At 34.0% G+C, this 18,014-nt stretch carries 15 protein-coding genes; all 15 read right to left on the bottom strand.

Annotation, left to right across the window (positions count from 1 at the left end):
* Positions 1-9: 9 nt before the first annotated feature.
* The 15 genes from KFV12_RS06200 to pnp all read right to left on the bottom strand — a co-directional run bounded on the left by KFV12_RS06200 (position 10) and on the right by pnp (position 17,940).
* Positions 10-597 (bottom strand): hypothetical protein, encoded by a 588-nt coding sequence (locus KFV12_RS06200; RefSeq protein WP_254257570.1) that lies wholly within the window; start codon positions 595-597, stop codon positions 10-12.
* 132 nt (positions 598-729) lie between these two features.
* The gene (gene rny / locus KFV12_RS06195) at positions 730-2,289 is read right to left on the bottom strand and encodes a ribonuclease Y (RefSeq protein ID WP_096076664.1); all 1,560 of its coding nucleotides are present in this window, start codon (positions 2,287-2,289) and stop codon (positions 730-732) included.
* Positions 2,290-2,517: 228 nt separating this feature from the next.
* Positions 2,518-3,579, bottom strand: coding sequence for a recombinase RecA (recA, locus tag KFV12_RS06190; RefSeq protein ID WP_254257641.1), 1,062 nt, complete (start codon positions 3,577-3,579; stop codon positions 2,518-2,520).
* A 307-nt stretch (positions 3,580-3,886) separates the two neighbouring features.
* Positions 3,887-4,468, bottom strand: a complete 582-nt coding sequence (gene pgsA / locus KFV12_RS06185) for a CDP-diacylglycerol--glycerol-3-phosphate 3-phosphatidyltransferase (protein ID WP_096076666.1) — start codon at positions 4,466-4,468, stop codon at positions 3,887-3,889.
* Between the two features lie 37 nt (positions 4,469-4,505).
* The gene (locus tag KFV12_RS06180) at positions 4,506-5,360 is read right to left on the bottom strand and encodes a helix-turn-helix domain-containing protein (RefSeq protein WP_254257569.1); all 855 of its coding nucleotides are present in this window, start codon (positions 5,358-5,360) and stop codon (positions 4,506-4,508) included.
* 18 nt (positions 5,361-5,378) lie between these two features.
* On the bottom strand, positions 5,379-6,173 hold the full coding sequence (locus tag KFV12_RS06175) for a DUF3388 domain-containing protein (protein ID WP_111714694.1): 795 nt from the start codon (positions 6,171-6,173) through the stop codon (positions 5,379-5,381).
* Between the two features lie 11 nt (positions 6,174-6,184).
* The gene (ymfI, locus tag KFV12_RS06170) at positions 6,185-6,895 is read right to left on the bottom strand and encodes an elongation factor P 5-aminopentanone reductase (RefSeq protein WP_254257568.1); all 711 of its coding nucleotides are present in this window, start codon (positions 6,893-6,895) and stop codon (positions 6,185-6,187) included.
* Positions 6,888-8,162 (bottom strand): EF-P 5-aminopentanol modification-associated protein YfmH, encoded by a 1,275-nt coding sequence (gene yfmH, locus KFV12_RS06165; RefSeq protein ID WP_254257567.1) that lies wholly within the window; start codon positions 8,160-8,162, stop codon positions 6,888-6,890. The genes ymfI and yfmH overlap by 8 nt, the downstream gene beginning before the upstream one ends.
* Positions 8,159-9,388 carry an EF-P 5-aminopentanol modification-associated protein YfmF gene (gene yfmF / locus KFV12_RS06160; protein ID WP_254257566.1) on the bottom strand — a complete coding sequence of 410 codons (1,230 nt, stop codon included), beginning with the start codon at positions 9,386-9,388 and terminating at the stop codon, positions 8,159-8,161. The genes yfmH and yfmF overlap by 4 nt, the downstream gene beginning before the upstream one ends.
* Complete coding sequence (locus tag KFV12_RS06155) at positions 9,385-10,107, bottom strand: GntR family transcriptional regulator (protein ID WP_111714688.1); 723 nt, start codon at positions 10,105-10,107, stop codon at positions 9,385-9,387. The genes yfmF and KFV12_RS06155 overlap by 4 nt, the downstream gene beginning before the upstream one ends.
* A 10-nt stretch (positions 10,108-10,117) precedes the next feature.
* Entirely contained in the window at positions 10,118-12,406 is a 2,289-nt protein-coding gene (locus tag KFV12_RS06150) for a DNA translocase FtsK (RefSeq protein ID WP_254257565.1), read from the bottom strand.
* Between the two features lie 67 nt (positions 12,407-12,473).
* Positions 12,474-14,147 (bottom strand): ribonuclease J2, encoded by a 1,674-nt coding sequence (gene rnjB, locus KFV12_RS06145; protein ID WP_254257564.1) that lies wholly within the window; start codon positions 14,145-14,147, stop codon positions 12,474-12,476.
* Positions 14,148-14,259: 112 nt separating this feature from the next.
* The gene (locus KFV12_RS06140) at positions 14,260-14,514 is read right to left on the bottom strand and encodes a hypothetical protein (RefSeq protein WP_111714683.1); all 255 of its coding nucleotides are present in this window, start codon (positions 14,512-14,514) and stop codon (positions 14,260-14,262) included.
* 63 nt (positions 14,515-14,577) lie between these two features.
* A complete protein-coding gene (locus KFV12_RS06135) occupies positions 14,578-15,771 on the bottom strand; it encodes a M16 family metallopeptidase (RefSeq protein WP_254257563.1) in 1,194 nt (397 codons plus the stop codon).
* A gap of 60 nt (positions 15,772-15,831) precedes the next feature.
* The gene (gene pnp, locus KFV12_RS06130) at positions 15,832-17,940 is read right to left on the bottom strand and encodes a polyribonucleotide nucleotidyltransferase (protein ID WP_254257562.1); all 2,109 of its coding nucleotides are present in this window, start codon (positions 17,938-17,940) and stop codon (positions 15,832-15,834) included.
* Between the last annotated feature and the right edge of the window lie 74 nt (positions 17,941-18,014).

Raw genomic sequence — 18,014 nt, 5'->3', positions numbered from 1 at the left:
CTTCACTCCTTATACAATATGTATACCTATAATATTATCACCTGCAAAGGCGAATTGAATAGCAGTATATTTCCCGCAGAAAATAGAAGTTAAAATATCAATAGTGCTTTTTTTGATAGGTGGTAAATGAATGAAGACCTCTCTTTTATTTTCACAAAGTTCACTTAATTGTTTATTTATTAGATTATCATGATGATTTTTAATCACTTCACTCTTTTGGTTTGCATCAAAAAAATATTTATTGATGATATTACTATTTTGCTCCATTTTACTTTGCATTGTCGTAACTCTATCATTATCGGTAATTTGCTGTAACATTGACTTTATCTTTGGTTGTTCATATAACTGAAGTAAATCATGCAGAGGATGGCTAATGGATTTCATAGCATTCTTTTGCGCTTTAATTGATGTCTCCTTCATCCTGGAAAAAGCAGTGTATTCTTCATGAATGCAATATGATTCAAAGTGATCAGACATATCAGGTAAATTGATATTCGTTTGAATGCTTAATCCCAAATCATTCGGTAATGCATCAAAAAACAATGCATATAATGGTAATATGGTTTGTGTAATCTCCTCTTTATGACGTGTATCCATCAAACTCATCATCCTTTCAAGCATATGAATAATTTAATTATAATATATTTCCATTATAGATACTATTTACCTTCAAAAATTAAAAAAACGCTTAAAACCATTCAGCTTTAAGCGTTGTTTAAATTGTTATTATTATTTCGCGTATTCAATCGCACGCATTTCTCTGACGACTGTCACTTTAATATGACCAGGATATTGTAACTCTTCTTCAATCTGATTTTTAATATCTCTTGCAATACGATGTGCTTTTAAATCATCAACATCTTCTGGAGAAACGATAATTCTAATCTCGCGTCCAGCTTGAATCGCAAATGATTTTTCAACGCCATCATAACTTTCAGAGATTTGTTCCAATCGTTCAAGACGTCTTACATAATTCTCTAATGTTTCTCGTCTTGCTCCAGGTCTTGCTGCGCTTAACGCATCAGCTGCTGCAACAAGTACTGAGATTACACTATTCGGTTCAATATCACCATGATGTGAGTGAATCGCATTAATTACTGTAGGATGTTCACGATATTTCTTCGCTAAATCCACACCAATTTCAACATGTGATCCTTCAACTTCATGGTCAATCGCTTTACCGATATCATGTAATAATCCTGCACGTTTTGCTAAAGTAATATCTTCACCAAGTTCAGCTGCAAGCATTCCTGATAAATGTGCTACCTCAATAGAATGTTTCAGCACATTTTGTCCATAACTCGTACGGAACTTCATGCGTCCTAAAATCTTCACTAAGTCTGGATGTAAATTATGTATACCAAGTTCAAAAGTCGCTGCTTCCCCTGCTTCACGAATAATTTCGTCAACAGATTTACGCGCTTTTTCAACCATCTCTTCAATACGTCCAGGGTGAATTCTTCCATCTGAAACTAAAGCTTCTAATGCTGTTTTAGCAATTTCGCGTCTGATTGGGTCGAATCCAGATAAAATGACCGCTTCAGGTGTATCATCAATGATTAAATCAATACCTGTTAACGTTTCTAATGTACGAATATTTCGACCTTCACGACCGATAATTCTACCTTTCATTTCATCATTTGGAAGGTTAATTACTGATACAGTTGATTCTGAAGTATGTTCTGCTGCTAAACGTTGAACTGTTGTTGCAAGTACCATTTTGGCTTTTTTATCAACCTGCATTTTTGCTTCTTGTTCTTTTTCTTTCACCATAACAGCAATGTCATGTGTTAATTCATCTTCAACTTGATCAATGATTTCCTGTTTTGCTTCTTCTTGCGTCAGTCCGGAGATGCGTGTTAATTCTTGTTCATGTTTTACTATAATGTCTTGGACACTTTGCTCTAACGCATCTACATGTTGTTGTTTTTCTTCAATTTTAGATTCTTTTTGTTCTAAAAGTTCATCCTTTTTATCTAAAAGTTCACTTTTACGATCTAAGTTTTCTTCTTTTTGAAGTAGTCTTGCTTCTTGTCTTGCAAGGTCTGAACGACGTTCTTTATACTCTGCTTCTAAACGATCACTTCTTACTTGATTCTCTTCTTTTGCTTCAAGTAATTTTTCCTTTTTAAGACTTTCAGCTTCTTTGTTTGCTTCACTAATAATATGTTCAGCAGTTGTACGCGCTTGATTTTGCTGATTAGTTAAGCTGTTTTTTGCTAATACATACCCTACACCAACACCTAGAATTATTCCAAGCAAAATGTATAAGAGGGTTAATAGTTCCACATAAACACCTCCTTATTTGCTTTTTTTCATCTAGTTATACCATAAGACTTCCGTACAGAAATAAAATATCACTTATTTCATATACAAATTAATTGTACGTTTAATAAGTTAAGCGTGTCAAGATAAGTAGAAAATAATTTAACGTATATTTAATTAATTGTTGAAATATTACAAAAATCCGAATAACATGTTATTTTGTTTCATAACATATTATTCGGATTCGAAATATTATACTAATTCATCATCAAACAAATCATCTGCTGGTGGTGAATCTGGTGTTTCAGTTTTAATTGCATCTTTATCTTCACCGATGCCCATCGCTTTACGAATCTTCATATCAATTTCGTCGCGAACTTCCGGATTTTCACGTAAGTATGTTTTAATGTTCTCACGTCCCTGTCCGATACGCTCACCTTCATACGAATACCATGCGCCAGATTTTTGTAGTACTTCATACTCTGCACCTAAATCAACCATTTCACCTTCACGAGAAATACCTTGACCATACATAATATCCACTTCTGCAACTTTAAATGGTGGTGCTACTTTATTTTTAACAACTTTAATCTTAGTACGGTTACCTACAATATCTTGACCTTGCTTTAACTGTTCTGCACGACGTACTTCTAAACGTACTGAAGAGTAGAATTTAAGCGCACGACCACCTGGCGTTGTCTCAGGATTACCAAACATAACACCGATTTTTTCACGCACCTGGTTAATGAATATTGCAATCGTATTTGATTTAGAAACTGCACCTGAAAGTTTACGTAAAGCCTGAGACATTAATCGCGCCTGTAGACCCATATGAGAATCTCCCATTTCACCTTCAATCTCAGCTTTAGGCGTTAATGCAGCGACTGAATCGACTACGATAATATCGACAGCACCACTACGCACAAATGCTTCTGCGATTTCTAAACCTTGTTCACCGTGATCAGGTTGTGATAAATAAAGATTATCAATATCTACACCTAGTTTTTGGGCATAAACGGGATCAAGTGCATGCTCTGCATCGATAAATGCTGCAATACCACCTTGTTTCTGTACTTCAGCGATCGCATGTAAAGCAACTGTAGTTTTACCAGAACTCTCTGGTCCATATATTTCAATTATACGTCCTTTAGGATATCCGCCTATCCCTAAAGCATTATCCAGTGTAATTGATCCTGAAGAAACTGCTGACACATTACGTGTAGCATTTTCTCCCAGTTTCATTACCGCACCTTTACCAAAAGATTTTTCCATATTCTTAATTACTGTATCTAAAGCTTGTTGACGTTCACTCATATGTTCGAGTCCTCCTATAATTACAATCATTGGTTGTTGTTGTATGTTACTCATATACTACTCATATATCACTTACATTTATAACACTATTTCAAATATTTATATGGTAACCTCATTACTCACTACAAGTAATACTATACTGATTATTTATTAATTTAGCAAGCGAAAAGCGAACGCATGTTTGTATTTTTTTATATTTTCCTTAAAAATGGGAACACACACTATAATTTCTGTGATTATCCTTATTTATTTTTGAATAAAGTAAAATTTTAGAAAAAAAGAGCTAAGATATACTTAGCCCTTAATATTATTTAGAATTTTTAAAGACGTTTCTGCCATGATAAAAATATTCAATACCAGACAAAATAGTGAAAAATACAGCGATATACATCAATGGATAACCCAGCTTGAAACCAATCATCTGATTGAATGGCTCATTAAGCAATAATAATGTCATTGCTAACATCGTTACTGCCGTCTTAATCTTTCCTAATTGACCAGCAGCAGAAACAAACCCCTGCTCGATTTGTAATAAACGTAATCCTGTCACTGCAAATTCTCTTGCAATAATCACAATGGCCATCCATGATGGAATTAATCCAAGTTCTACTAAAGCAATCAATCCACTTGATACGAGTAATTTGTCAGCTAACGGATCTAAAAATTTCCCCATATTCGTTACAAGCTGCCATTTTCTTGCTAAATAGCCGTCAATCCAGTCTGTCAGTGATGCGAAGATAAAAATACATGCTGCAATAAATTGTTCAATACGCATCGTGTCACTACCTAAAAAGCTCATTTTCCCCATATTAAAATCTGCTAGTAAAAACACTAGAAATACAGGTATGAGCAAAACGCGCGCAACTGTAATTTGATTTGGTATATTCATGATTAACTTCCTTTACTTATTAGTTTAAATCAATAAATTATTGTATTACTTTAAAGAAATATGTTCTTGTAATTAAATTATCTGCTTCTTTTGGTACAGATACCTTCTTATCGTTAATGTATACTTCCATCGAAGTTGAATTCCCTGATATTAACGTGATACTTTTAACTTTTTCATCGATTTTGAATGTTTCTTTCTTCATTTCTTTATATGCATAATTTTTCTTTTTATCATCATAGATTTGTACCCATGTTGGTATTTTAGAATCTATCCTAAGCTTTAACGGTTCTGTCGATTCTACTTCATACGCTAAGTTTGCACCATCAAAGTTTTTATAGGTTAATTTAGTCGACGCTTCTACTTTTGCATTATCTTTTTCTTTTTGTTTATCGCTTGTTGATTGTTCGGTTTTAGATGCAATAGGTTTTTCTTCCGTCTTTTTTTCAACTTTAACATTACGGCTCTTATTGATATCTTCTGCCTGCCACTGACTATTTTTATCTGTGAAGATAAACTGTGAAAAAATAAGCCATATTAAAAACATTATAAGAATAATCCCTAACAGCCATGCAAGTAATTTATGAACACTTTGATCTGTACTTTGCGTTGTTTGAGTACTTTTAATCTGTTTGCTTGCTTCTTTAGCACTTAATTTTCGAGTTGGTAATTCATTTTGATGCTCGTTCAATAGATTTTCAGCATTTAAATTAACTGCTTTTGCATATTTTTCTATAAACCCTCGTGTATAGTCAGGATTGGGCAAACGATCAAATTCATTTTTCTCAATCATTTCTATGTATTTCTTCTGTATCTTCACTTTTTTCTCTAAATCTATTAACGTCATACCTAACGATTCACGTTTTGAACGTAATATTTGTCCGATTGGTTTCATAATTGCCCCCTTTACGGCTTAAAAGAACGCAAATTCGTCATTATCAAATAAACTGTTCTTTGATAACTTTTCGTACGTAATTTCCTGATCTTCTGTTTCACGTAATTCTATAATATAATCAAAATCTTCTAATGTGTAATCTGTTTTCTGTACAAATAAATCTGGATGCTCTATTACTTTTGTTGTTGGTAATGACATAACTTCTCTTACAAGATTAAGATGTTCAGCGTTCTGTTTGATTGTCAAAGCACCATCTATAATGAAGATATGTTTATCGTCATATTCGCCCTTATACAATTTATTACGAACGGTTTGTTTAATCATCGTAGAAGAAATAAATAACCACTTCTTATGCGCACAAACACTTGCAGCAACAACAGATTCTGTTTTTCCTACACGTGGCATCCCTCGCACACCAATCACCTGGTTACCATCCTGCTTAAATAACTCAGCCATTAAATCTACAAGAATACCTAGATCTTTACGCACAAATTTAAAGATATGCTTATTTTTATTATCTCTTTCAATATGCTGTCCATGTCGTACTGCCAGTCGATCCTGTAATAATGGTTTACGTAATTTAATAATCTCAATATCTTCTAACTGACTGATAATATTTTCAAAACGCGTCACTTTTTCAAGATCGTCCGTTTTAATTAGCAATCCACGGACACCTTGATCGACACCATTGATTGTAATGATACTGATTCCCAGTACACCGAGTAAACTTGAAACATCACCAAGTAAACCGGCTCTGTTAATCTTAATTTCATATTCAAGATACCATTCTTTCGTTTCCTGAAGTGCTGTCATTAACAAACCCCCTATATATACCAACCACCATTCACGCTTTGTACTGTACCCGTAATAGATTGTGACAAATCATCTAGTAAATACAATACAGCATGACTAATTTCTTTCGGTGAAATGAGTCTTTGTTGTGGTAATTGTGATAATAATAATTGTATATCTTCTTTATCTAATTGTAATGTCATTTTACCATTAACTACACCGGGTGTTACAACATTTGCTGTAATGTTTGTTTGTATAAGTTCTTTCGCAATAGATTTAATAAATCCAATTTGTGCTGCTTTCATACCACTATAGATGGATTCCGTTGCACTGCCTGTTTCTCCCCAAATCGAGCTGATTACAACAATGCGACCATGATCATTACTTTGCATGCCACTCAATACAAATTGAGTTAACTTTACAAGATTTGAAAAGTGAATATGATATTGAGCATCCATAGCCTCTGTTGTCACCTCTTGTATAGCTGCATAATAAGCAGTGCCTGCTGCATATATCATACCATCCAGGTAACTTGTCATCCAATTCTGTAATGGATTTTCATAAAGAGGTTTACTTAGATCAAATTGAACAAAACTTATTGTTTCATTTTGAAATTCATTTTGTAAAGCAGTAATGTCCGTATTATTATAATGCGCAATGACTTCATGTCCTTTAAATAATAAATCATGTGTTATTTGTTTGCCTATATCACCACTTGCTCCAATAACGAGATATTTACCCATTGCGCTTCACAATTCTACTATCCGTAATATGAGCATTATTTAATGTACTTTTATAAGTTTCAATGCACTCAGCTAATGTCAGTTGTTCTAAAAGTGGCAGAATATCGAATAATATAACATCATTGAAGAAATATCGTGTAAACTGATTCGCAATATATTCAGGGCTATTCATGCTTGAAACATATTCACCGATGGTTTGACGGATAATTAAATCAAAGGCTTTTTGGTCGTTTAATAAGTCAAAGTTATATAATTGACTGATTATACGTTGTTTTAATCTTTCAGCATCGCGAGTGGCACCAGCTATAAACATATGTGAGAAAGTTGGCTCTATCGTAAAATTAAATCCGAAAGAATCATCTATTAATTGGTCTTTCAATAGCGACTGATAAAAATCTGTTTGTTCTCCAAAAAGCATATCTAAAGCAAATAGTATCTTGAGTTCAGTTAATATTAAGTTATCTGTACTTTTAAAATTATCTGTTTTAATACCAAGCATTAATTTATCCATCTGCACATTATCAATCGACTTAACCTCATTAACTGCTACACTTTCAGGTTCTTCAAAAGGTAATATATTGACTGGCTGAAAAGTATTAAATGGTTTGATAATGCCGTTAATATATTCGGTCATTGCTTTCGGTTCAACATTCCCTACAATAAACATCACCATATTCTTTGGATGATAGAATGTATTATAGCAGTCATATAAAGTTTGATCAGTAATCTCATTGATACTTTCAACTGTACCTGCAATATCAACACGTACTGGATGTGTATGGTACATTGCTTTTAAAGTCTGATAATACAGGCGATAATTAGGCTGATCCTGGTACATTTTAATTTCTTCAGCAATGATACCTACTTCTTTTTCTACACTTTCTTTTGTAAAATATGGTGTTTGTAGCATATCTACTAATAATTTAATGTTTTCTTTTAATGATTCAACAGTAGTAAATAAATAACTTGTTCTGTCATATGAAGTGAATGCATTGGCCGAACTTCCATATTTTGAGAATGCGTTAAACATATCCCCATCTTCTTTCTCAAACATTTTATGTTCAAGAAAATGTGCAATACCTTTTGGCATATGTACTTTCGTTCCATCTTGTCTAACAAAATCATTATGTATAGAACCATACTTTGTTGTCATTGTGACATACGATTTCTGAAACCCTTTTTTTGGAATAATAAATAGCTGCATGCCATTATCTAAAACTGTTTCAAATAATGTTTCATCTATTGCTTTATAATAAGTTTGTTTCATTCTGTTCCCTCACTTGTTAAACAATACACAGTATGTAAAGCCCCAGTCTGTGCAACATCTATAATATCTTCTTTCGTTATTGACTGTATACCTTTTATCCATTCACCTTCATCAACGTGCGCACCAAACGTATTAGAAAACTCAATTTCTACAAAGCCTTTCGGTCGATCCATTGATTCTTTCTTCTGATTAATAATCATACGTTTCGCCGTATTCAATAGTTCATTATCGAAGTCACCTTGTCTAATCTTTTCAAATTCATCATTGATCGTGTCAATCGCCTGCTGACGTTTATCCTGGTTAACACCAGAGAGTACATATAACATACCGCTTCTTGCATCAATCTGACTATGTATTTGATAAGCTAAACTTAATTTTTCTCGAACATTTGTAAATAATAGGCTTGATGGATCACCGCCAAATATTTGATTGAGTAAAATAAATGCGTAGTAGCTTTTCTCTGGATGTTTAACATTTAACTTATAGCCCATATTAATACGTGCTTGCTTCGTCTCAATGTGTTCAACAACTGTCTGAGGTGTATGAATATCCTTTAATTTTATCGGTTTTAGATCAATTTTATTTTCAGGTAAATCCAGATATTCTTTTGCCAGTTTAGCAACTCTCGATTCATCTACATCTCCAACGATATAAAGGTGTGCTTCATCATCCTTTAACATAGCTTTATATGCTTGATAAACTTCTTCGCCTGTAACAAGTTCTAAATTTTGTATATCTCCAAAACTTGGATTACGCATCGACTCATCTTCAAACATTGTTTTTAATAACTGATAAAAACCATATTGGCCTAAATTCTCTTTTATAGCGTCATTCTTATTTTTAAAGAGATGTTTTTCTGTAGTTAATAAATCTTCACGAAATGATCCATCTTCTACATTAGGTGCATATATGACCTCGTATAATAATTGAAATGCTTTTTCTAATAAGTCTTCATCATTCAGATATTTATCATTAACAATATCGATACCTACTGTTAATACATGGGCATTGTTTTGTTTTATAACATGACTATAAAGATGTGCACCATATAAATATGCAAGATGATTTATCATTGCCTGTTCGTCAGCATATTTTGCAGTTGTCTTTTGAATAAGTTTAGATAAAATTGCTCTCCTGCTCATCGTTTCAATATCAAGAGGCGCTTTAAACTTAAGCACGATAGACACTGTCTTAAATTTGTCTGTGTTCAATAAATTAATTGTCATAGAATACTCCTAACTTTTCTTTGTATAACGAATTGTACCTGACTCGATTTAAAATAATTCAATGAATATAATACAGGCTCATCTTGAGCATTAAAATGAATTTGTTTAAATAATAATAAGCTTTCTTCTGGTGTGCATTGTAACGCATTAGAAATATATGGTTCATATGCAATTGATTCAATTTCACTTTCAGCATACACAATTTTAAGTCCATCGGTACGATCCATAATTTCTAATAATGAATGGGTTAATATATCGTGACCACCCTCTAAGGGTGCTGCAACAATCTTATCTAAGCAATATACGATAGGCTCATCATTTGCTGTTCTGATACGTTCGATAACTGTAATGTCACAATCATCACCTAAATTTAATACACGTTTATCATCAATAGAAGGTTGTTCAATATCATGACTGATCATCAATGTGCCTGCCGATTGTCCTCCCTCTTCTATCATACTCGTTATACTTTTGAGTTCATCAATTGGATAGAAAAATATCGGCTTAGATTTTATATAGTAACCCTCCTGAAAATGTTCTGAAAGAATTTGTTCTGTTACTAATTCATGAAAGGCTAATTCTATATCATCTCTCGATCGATCAATCATTCGCGAGATTTCGTATTGCGATGGCAAAGGTCGGTGCAATTCAAATTTCCTTGAATTTATCTGTTCTAAAATCCAATCTTTAATAAAGACGACCTCTCTATTTACTGACATGTATTCCACCTCATTCTATAATTTCATTGTTTTCGATTAATACCGTTCTAGGTTTACTACCTGTACTTGGTCCTATAACACCATTTGCTTCAAGCTCATCAATTAATCTTGCAGCTCTATTATAACCAATTCTAAATTGTCGTTGTAACAGACTTGCTGATGCTTTTTGTTTTTCAACGACAAATTGATAAGCTTCTTGATAAAGTTCATCTTCAGATTCACCTTTTTGAGTATATTCTTCTGTTGGTTCCAGTGACTTAATATAGTTTGCTGATTGTTGTTTACAGACGAAGTTTACTACATCTTCAACTTCCTTATCCGAAAGAAAAGCACCCTGAATACGTTTAGGTTTTGATTCGCCATATGGCAAGTAAAGCATATCACCTTTACCAAGTAATTTTTCAGCACCCTGCATATCTAATATCGTTCTAGAATCAACTGCTGAACTAACGCTAAATGCAATACGAGAAGGAATATTCGCTTTTATCAGACCTGTAATGACATCAACAGATGGTCTTTGTGTCGCAATAATTAAATGAATGCCAGCTGCACGTGCCATTTGTGCGATACGCATAATTGCTGCTTCAACATCTTTACTTGCGACCATCATTAAATCTGCAAGCTCATCAACGATTACAACGATATAGGGTAGTTCTGCATTTTTCTCGCCAAGTTCTGCATTCTGGCGTCGTAAATATTGATTATATCCTTTTATATTACGTGTACCTGTATGACTAAAAAGATCATATCGTCTTTCCATCTCACCTACAATTTTCTGTAAAGCTTGAGCAGCTTTCTGTGGATTCGTTACGACTGGCGTTAATAGATGAGGGATACCATTGTATACATTTAATTCTACCATCTTAGGATCAATCATCATTAATTTCACTTCATGTGGTTTAGCATGCATCAAAATACTTGTGATAATACCATTAATACATACAGACTTACCACTACCTGTTGCTCCTGCAACAAGTAAATGTGGCATTTTATCAAGTTCAGCAGTAATTGCTTCACCACTGATATCTCGTCCGAGTACAACTTTCAACTTATTTTCTTCAACAGGTGAAGCTTCTATTACTTCTCTTAATGTTACCATTGATGTAGAACTATTCGGTACTTCAATACCTACAGCAGATTTACCAGGTATCGGTGCTTCTATTCTAATATCTTTTGCAGCAAGCGCTAAAGCAATATCATTATGAAGATTCACAATACGACTAACCTTTACACCCATCGCTGGTTGCACTTCATATTGTGTTACAGCTGGACCTATTCTGATTTGCGATACTTTAGCATTCACACCAAAATTCTTCAATGTTGTTTCCAGTAATTGACCACGCTTTTTTACTGCCTGCATATTTGATTTTGCTTTGTCAGTTGCCGGAGAAAGTAATGTTATAGGAGGCAGATCATAATCTTCGTTCTCCATTTCACTTGTTTCACTTTGTTCAGTGGCGTCAGTTTGTGTTGAAAATTCATCTTGACTCGTATCAAAAGTTTCAGATTCAGAATTACTATTTTGACGTACTGCTTCAACATGTTCCTGATCATTTTGAAGTGTTACTGCTTGATTGCCGTCATATATTGGTATTTCTACTTCAGGATAGTGCTCAGATTCAGCTTCAATTGCAGTAATTTCTGGTAAATCAGAAACATCTTTAACCGTCTGTTCCATTTTTCTTTGTTTTCTTTGTGCTAATTGAACTTTTGCCTGCCTTGAAAGATCTTTCGTTTTATCAACTTGATAAAGCAGAAATTTCTGCGCTGTATTACGTATAGATCGTCCTAATATCAAAAGAATACTTAAAATAATCATAATAATAGATAATATAAATGCACCAAAAACACTTAATAGCGTAGAAAAGACTGAATCAAACAGAAAACCAATCATACCGCCTCCAAAAAAATGAAGCCCCGACTTAGATTGTAATTCAAAGATTTTATCAAAAACAGGTGTAACTGATTTTCCGTGTAAAAAGTGCTGAACCACCTGCATAAAGGATGGTGTACTAATTAATAGCAATAACCAGCCGTTAACACGACGATTGATAGGAATCCATTTATTATTTACAGCATAATAAATTGTTATGAGTATGAGTAGAATATATGCATAAAAACGAGCTGAACCGAAAATATACGTCATTACACTATCTATGCCTACACCTAATAACCCAAACTGAAAAACACCTAATAACAGCATCGCGATAAACAAAATAGAAATAATAAAACGGTATGGTTCATTACTTTTATTTTTATTTGTTTTTTTCTTTCTGGTCGTTTTCTTCTTAACTGCCATTCATTTCACCTGCTTTATATAAACAAATAAACAAGCTAAAGTTAGCTTGTTCATTTGTTTATTATCTTTAAATTTCTGAGATAACCGGAATAATCATTGGACGACGTTTCGTATTTTCATATAGGAATTTACCTAATTTATCACGCATTTCCTGCTTAATATCAGACCATTCAATACGATTTTGCATTAAGCCTAGCTCAACAATTTCACGTACTTTTTCTTCAGCTTCACGCATTAAATCTTCACTTTCGCGTACATAAACAAATCCACGTGACTGAATCTGTGGTCCAGCTACGATACGTCTATTTTTAGGGTCAAGTGTTACAACAGCGATGAAAATACCATCTTCACTTAATAATCGTCGATCACGTAAAACGATATTACCTACATCGCCCACACCGATACCATCTATCAGAACATTTCCTGCTGGTACTTTCTCGTTGGCTATCATACGTTCTCCGTCATAATTGATGACATCACCTTTTTCAAGTAAGAAAATATGTTCTGGTAGCACGCCCGCTTCAGCAGCAAGTTTTGCATGCGCAATCTGCATTTTAAATTCACCTTGTACCGGTACGAAGTATGTCGGTTTCATTAAGTTCAGCATTAATTTTAGCTCTTCCATACATCCATGTCCTGATGCATGGATCTTCTTATTCGTTGGAATCACTTTTGCACCTGCTTTAACTAGGTGATTGATTGTTGATCCTAAAATAACTTCCATATTTGAAGATGGTGTCGTTGTAATAAATACAGTATCACCTTCTTCAATATTTAAAATGCTGTGTTTTTGTAAAGCCATCTGAGCTAATCCTTCAATCGGTTCACCTTGAGAGCCAGTAGAAATAATGATTAGTTCATTTTTCGGATATTTCTCAACATCTTTTATTGGTATTAATAGTTGTTCTTTAATATCAAAATACCCAAGTTTACGTGCAATATTAAATGATGATTCTAAAGATTTACCTAAAAATGAAACTTTACGGTTTAATCGCGCTGCAGCATTTAGTACTTGTTGAATTCGTATGAAGTTTGAAGCATAACACGATACGATAATACGTCCTTGTGCTTTAGCAAATTCATCAACAATGTGACTTTCAATAACATTTTCCGGTGTATTATAACCAGGTTTCTCTGCTTCAGTTGAATCACTGATTAACATTAATACACCTTTGTTTCCAATTTGACCCATCTTCGTAATGTCTGGTGCATAGCTACCAGTCATACTTTGATCAAATTTAAATTCACCAGTATATACAACAGCGCCTTGTGACGTATGAATCACAATACCAAGCGCATCCGGAATACTATGCGTTGTACTAAAGAATGACACATTCACATTTTTAAAACGCATAATTGAATTGTTATTTACTGTATAGTATTTAATTTTCTTTGTTACTTTTGCTTCACGCATCTGATCTTTAACAAGTGCGATCGTTAAACGTGAACCGTAAATTGGTGCATCTACTCGATTAATAATATAACGCAACGCACCAATAGCATCTTGATGTCCATGACTCAAAAAGATACCCTTTAATTTATCTTTATTTTCAATTACATAATTAATATCCGGAATTACGACATCAATCCCTAACATCTCATCTTCAGGAAACATTAACCCTGCATCCAGCATAAACATTTCATCGTCAACTTCTACGATATACATGTTCTTTGCAATTTCACCGACACCGCCTAAAGGTATCATTCTTATATGTTGATTTTCTTTTTTAACTAAGTTCAAAATATTTCCTCCTAAATTCATTCGCCCGTACAATTCATACTTCTTTATTATAAGCTATTTGCAGATTAATTAACAATAAAAAAAGCGAACAGAATATTCTGCTCGCAATTAATTATTTTTGTAATTCCATCTTAAAATCCCCACCAGCTACAGTGTAGTGTGTCAATTTTAAATCCTTTGAATGGTAACGGTCTGTTTCACCTTTGAAAAGAACCACTTCTACAGGCTCGCTTGTCGCTTCAATTTGTTTGAATAATAAACCGACATCACCATTCGCAGTTGAAATTTTTAATAGTTCTTCATCTACTGAAAAGCGACCATCTGTTTCAAATTCCTGACCATTCACGTGAATTTTGTCAAATACCATTACTTTTCATCTCCTTGTATACGTTTACATTTTTATTATACCGTTAAATTTATTACTTGCCAATCATTGCGGTCGTAATTGATATGACGCACTCGTAGATTTAAATATTTGAAGAGCCTTGTTTGCTTGTTCTAATGTTACTGCACTGATTTGAGCTTCAATTGAAGTAATATCGATTATTTTGTCATAGAGCAGCATACTTTTCCCCATATGTTCTAAAATTGCACCATCATAATCAAGATTCATATGCAGATTAGTAATTAAATATTGTTTAGTTTTATCTAAAATTTCCTGATCAATACCGTTAACAAGTGTTGCATGGATTTCATCAATAATCGATAAACATTTCTGTGTATTATCATTATCCGTCGCAAAATAAGTGTAAAGTACGCCACCAGAGTAATAACTATCTACAGAAGAATATAAACTATAGCATAATCCCTCTTCTTCTCGTAGCTTTCTAAACAACATACTTGTCATTGATCCACCATATAAATTATTGATAATTTCAAACACGGGTTGAGCTACATCACGATACCCAACAGCCGGATGTGCTAATATGACATGGGCTTGTTCGAGTCCAGATTTATAATGGGTTAATGTGCAGGGATTCATATTAAATGGGTGAACATTTTGCTTTTCAGTTGGTTGCCCTTCTATTTGAAAGGCTTCAGATAAATGTTCAATATCGTTCCCTACATATGACAGGATCATGTTATCCGGCTGGTAGAAAGCTTGATAGAAACGTTTTAAGTCATCTTGCGTAATCGCTTTTACGGATGATTCAGTTCCTAAGATTGGCGTGTTATAAGGCGTATCTTTATATAAAATTGTTTCAAAACGTTCAAATGCATTTTCTTCATCATCATCTTCAATCATTTTTATTTCTTCAAGGATAACAAGACGTTCTTTTTCAAGTTCTTCTTCATCAAATGTTGCATAAAACATCATTTCCTTTAGTATATCAATCGCTTTTTGTTCAAAACGTTTTAACGTTTTGATTGAATAGCAAGTATATGTTTTCGTTGTATAGGCGTTAACTTCTCCACCAATTGCATCAATCGATTCAGCTAACAATTTAAAAGGAAAACGTTCTGTTCCTTTAAATAGCATGTGTTCTATGAAATGCGCGATACCATTTGGATAATTCATCTCATCAGCAGTACCTACTTTAATATACATAGCAATATGAACGATTTGCATCGAAGTATTATGATGTACTACTTTCAATTGATTTTCTAATATTTTTTGTTCCAAATATAACCCTCAATTTCTAAAAATATGAGACTAACGCAAAAGCGGTAGTCTCATAATTGCTTATTTTTCTTCTTTTTTAGTTTCTTCTTCAAGTAAAACTTTACGAGATGCGTTCACACGACCTTGTTTATCAATTTCAGTTACTTTTACTAAGAACTGATCGCCCATCTTAATCACATCTTCAACTTTATTGACACGTTCTTTTGCAAGTTGTGAAATATGAACAAGTGCATCTTTACCCGGGAAGATTTCAACGAAAGCACCGAACTTCTCAATACGTTTCACTGTTGACATATAAAATTCGCCAACTTTTGCTTCACGCACGATATTTTCAATTAATTCCTGTGCTTTAGCGATCATTGCCTCATCACTTGATCCGATAAATACTGTACCGTCCTGTTCAATATCTAATTTAACACCAGTTGCATCAATGATTTCATTGATTTTCTTACCACCTGGTCCAATAACATCTCTTATTTTATCTGGATTGATATGGATGATTTTAATTTTCGGTGCATATGGGCTCAGTGAAGCTCTTGGTTCACTAATTGTAGATAGCATATGCTCCATAATATGCAGACGACCGATACGTGCTTGTTCTAAAGCTTCACGTAAAATATCTTCAGATAATCCATCAATTTTAATATCCATCTGGATCGCAGTAATACCTTTAGATGTACCTGCCACCTTAAAGTCCATATCTCCTAATGCATCTTCCATACCTTGAATATCCGATAAAATGGTATAATGTTCATCTTTTTTTACAAGTCCCATAGCAATACCAGCTACTGGTGCTTTAATCGGAACACCAGCATCCATTAATGCTAAAGTAGAGCCACAGATAGATGCTTGTGAACTTGAACCATTTGATTCTAATACTTCTGAAACAACTCGAATCGTATATGGGAATTCTTTCTCATCAGGAATCACTTGTAATAATGCGCGCTCACCTAATGCACCATGTCCTATTTCACGACGACCTGGCGCACGCACTGGACCTGTTTCACCAACTGAGAAATTAGGGAAGTTATAGTGATGCATATAGCGTTTTTCTTCTTCCACACCTAAACCATCGATAATTTGATGTTCACCTAGTGCACCTAAAGTAGCAATAGATAAAGCTTGAGTTTGTCCTCGTGTAAACAACCCAGAACCGTGTGCTCTTGGTAATAAACCAACTTCAGAAGCTAATGGTCTGATTTCATCAGGACGACGACCATCTGGACGTACTTTATCTTCTGTAATTTGGCGACGCACTTCAGCTTTAACTAACGCATCAAACGTTTTATTAACGATTGCGATAACTTCTTCCCCTTGTTCCTGGAAGTTTTCAACAATTTGTACTTTAATCGCAGTAATACGTTCTTCACGTTCTTGCTTTTCCTGTGTTTGAATAGCTGCTGCTAAATTTAATGCTTCAGCTTGCTGTGTTACAGCTTCTTCAACTTCAGTATTAGTTTCTATAGGAACAAATTCTTTTTTAACCGGGTTCAATTCAGCGATAATTTCTTTTTGGAACGTCACTAACTTTTTAATTTCATCATTTCCAAACATAATAGCTTCTAACATTTTTTCTTCGGTTACTTCTTTAGCACCTGCTTCGACCATGTTCACTGCATCAAAATGACCCGCAACCTGTAAGTCCAAAATTGATCGTTCGCGCTCTTCTACATTCGGATTAATAATAAATTTATCATCAATCAAACCAACGTTTACGCCAGCAATCGGTCCTTCAAAAGGAATATCAGAAACTGAAAGTGCCATAGAAGACCCAATCATTGCTGCCATTTCTGGTGAGTTATTCGGATCAACACTCATTACAATTGAAATAACCTGAACATCGTTTCTGTAACCTTTTGGGAATAAAGGACGAATCGGTCTATCAATTAGACGAGATGTTAAAGTTGCATCTTCACCAGGACGACCTTCTCGTTTATTAAAGCCTCCTGGAATCTTTCCTGCAGCGTATAATTTTTCTTCATAATTTACCATTAATGGGAAGAAATCCACATCTCTCGGTTCTTTACTTGCAGTTGCAGTTGATAATACGACTGTATCACCATATCGAACGAGTACTGCACCATTCGCTTGTTTTGCAAGTTGACCTGTTTCGATTGTTAATGGACGGCCAGCCCATTCCGTTGTAAATACTTTTTTCTCTTGAGACATTCATATCTTCCTCTCTTAGCTCATAGCATATATCTTTAATCATACCACGACAGTGGTTATATTGTCACAAATTG

The organism is Macrococcus epidermidis (genome assembly GCF_024205965.1).
GTDB classification, from domain to species: Bacteria; Bacillota; Bacilli; order Staphylococcales; family Staphylococcaceae; genus Macrococcoides; species Macrococcoides epidermidis.
This window is presented reverse-complemented; position numbering and strand designations above follow the sequence as displayed.

Coding starts and splice junctions, on each gene's coding strand:
- KFV12_RS06200 (WP_254257570.1), bottom strand. CDS start 597: ATGGATACACGTCATAAAGAGGAGATTACACAAACCATATTACCATTA.
- recA (WP_254257641.1), bottom strand. CDS start 3,579: ATGAGTGAACGTCAACAAGCTTTAGATACAGTAATTAAGAATATGGAA.
- pgsA (WP_096076666.1), bottom strand. CDS start 4,468: ATGAATATACCAAATCAAATTACAGTTGCGCGCGTTTTGCTCATACCT.
- KFV12_RS06180 (WP_254257569.1), bottom strand. CDS start 5,360: ATGAAACCAATCGGACAAATATTACGTTCAAAACGTGAATCGTTAGGT.
- KFV12_RS06175 (WP_111714694.1), bottom strand. CDS start 6,173: ATGACAGCACTTCAGGAAACGAAAGAATGGTATCTTGAATATGAAATT.
- ymfI (WP_254257568.1), bottom strand. CDS start 6,895: ATGGGTAAATATCTCGTTATTGGAGCAAGTGGTGATATAGGCAAACAA.
- yfmH (WP_254257567.1), bottom strand. CDS start 8,162: ATGAAACAAACTTATTATAAAGCAATAGATGAAACATTATTTGAAACA.
- yfmF (WP_254257566.1), bottom strand. CDS start 9,388: ATGACAATTAATTTATTGAACACAGACAAATTTAAGACAGTGTCTATC.
- KFV12_RS06155 (WP_111714688.1), bottom strand. CDS start 10,107: ATGTCAGTAAATAGAGAGGTCGTCTTTATTAAAGATTGGATTTTAGAA.
- KFV12_RS06150 (WP_254257565.1), bottom strand. CDS start 12,406: ATGGCAGTTAAGAAGAAAACGACCAGAAAGAAAAAAACAAATAAAAAT.
- KFV12_RS06140 (WP_111714683.1), bottom strand. CDS start 14,514: ATGGTATTTGACAAAATTCACGTGAATGGTCAGGAATTTGAAACAGAT.
- pnp (WP_254257562.1), bottom strand. CDS start 17,940: ATGTCTCAAGAGAAAAAAGTATTTACAACGGAATGGGCTGGCCGTCCA.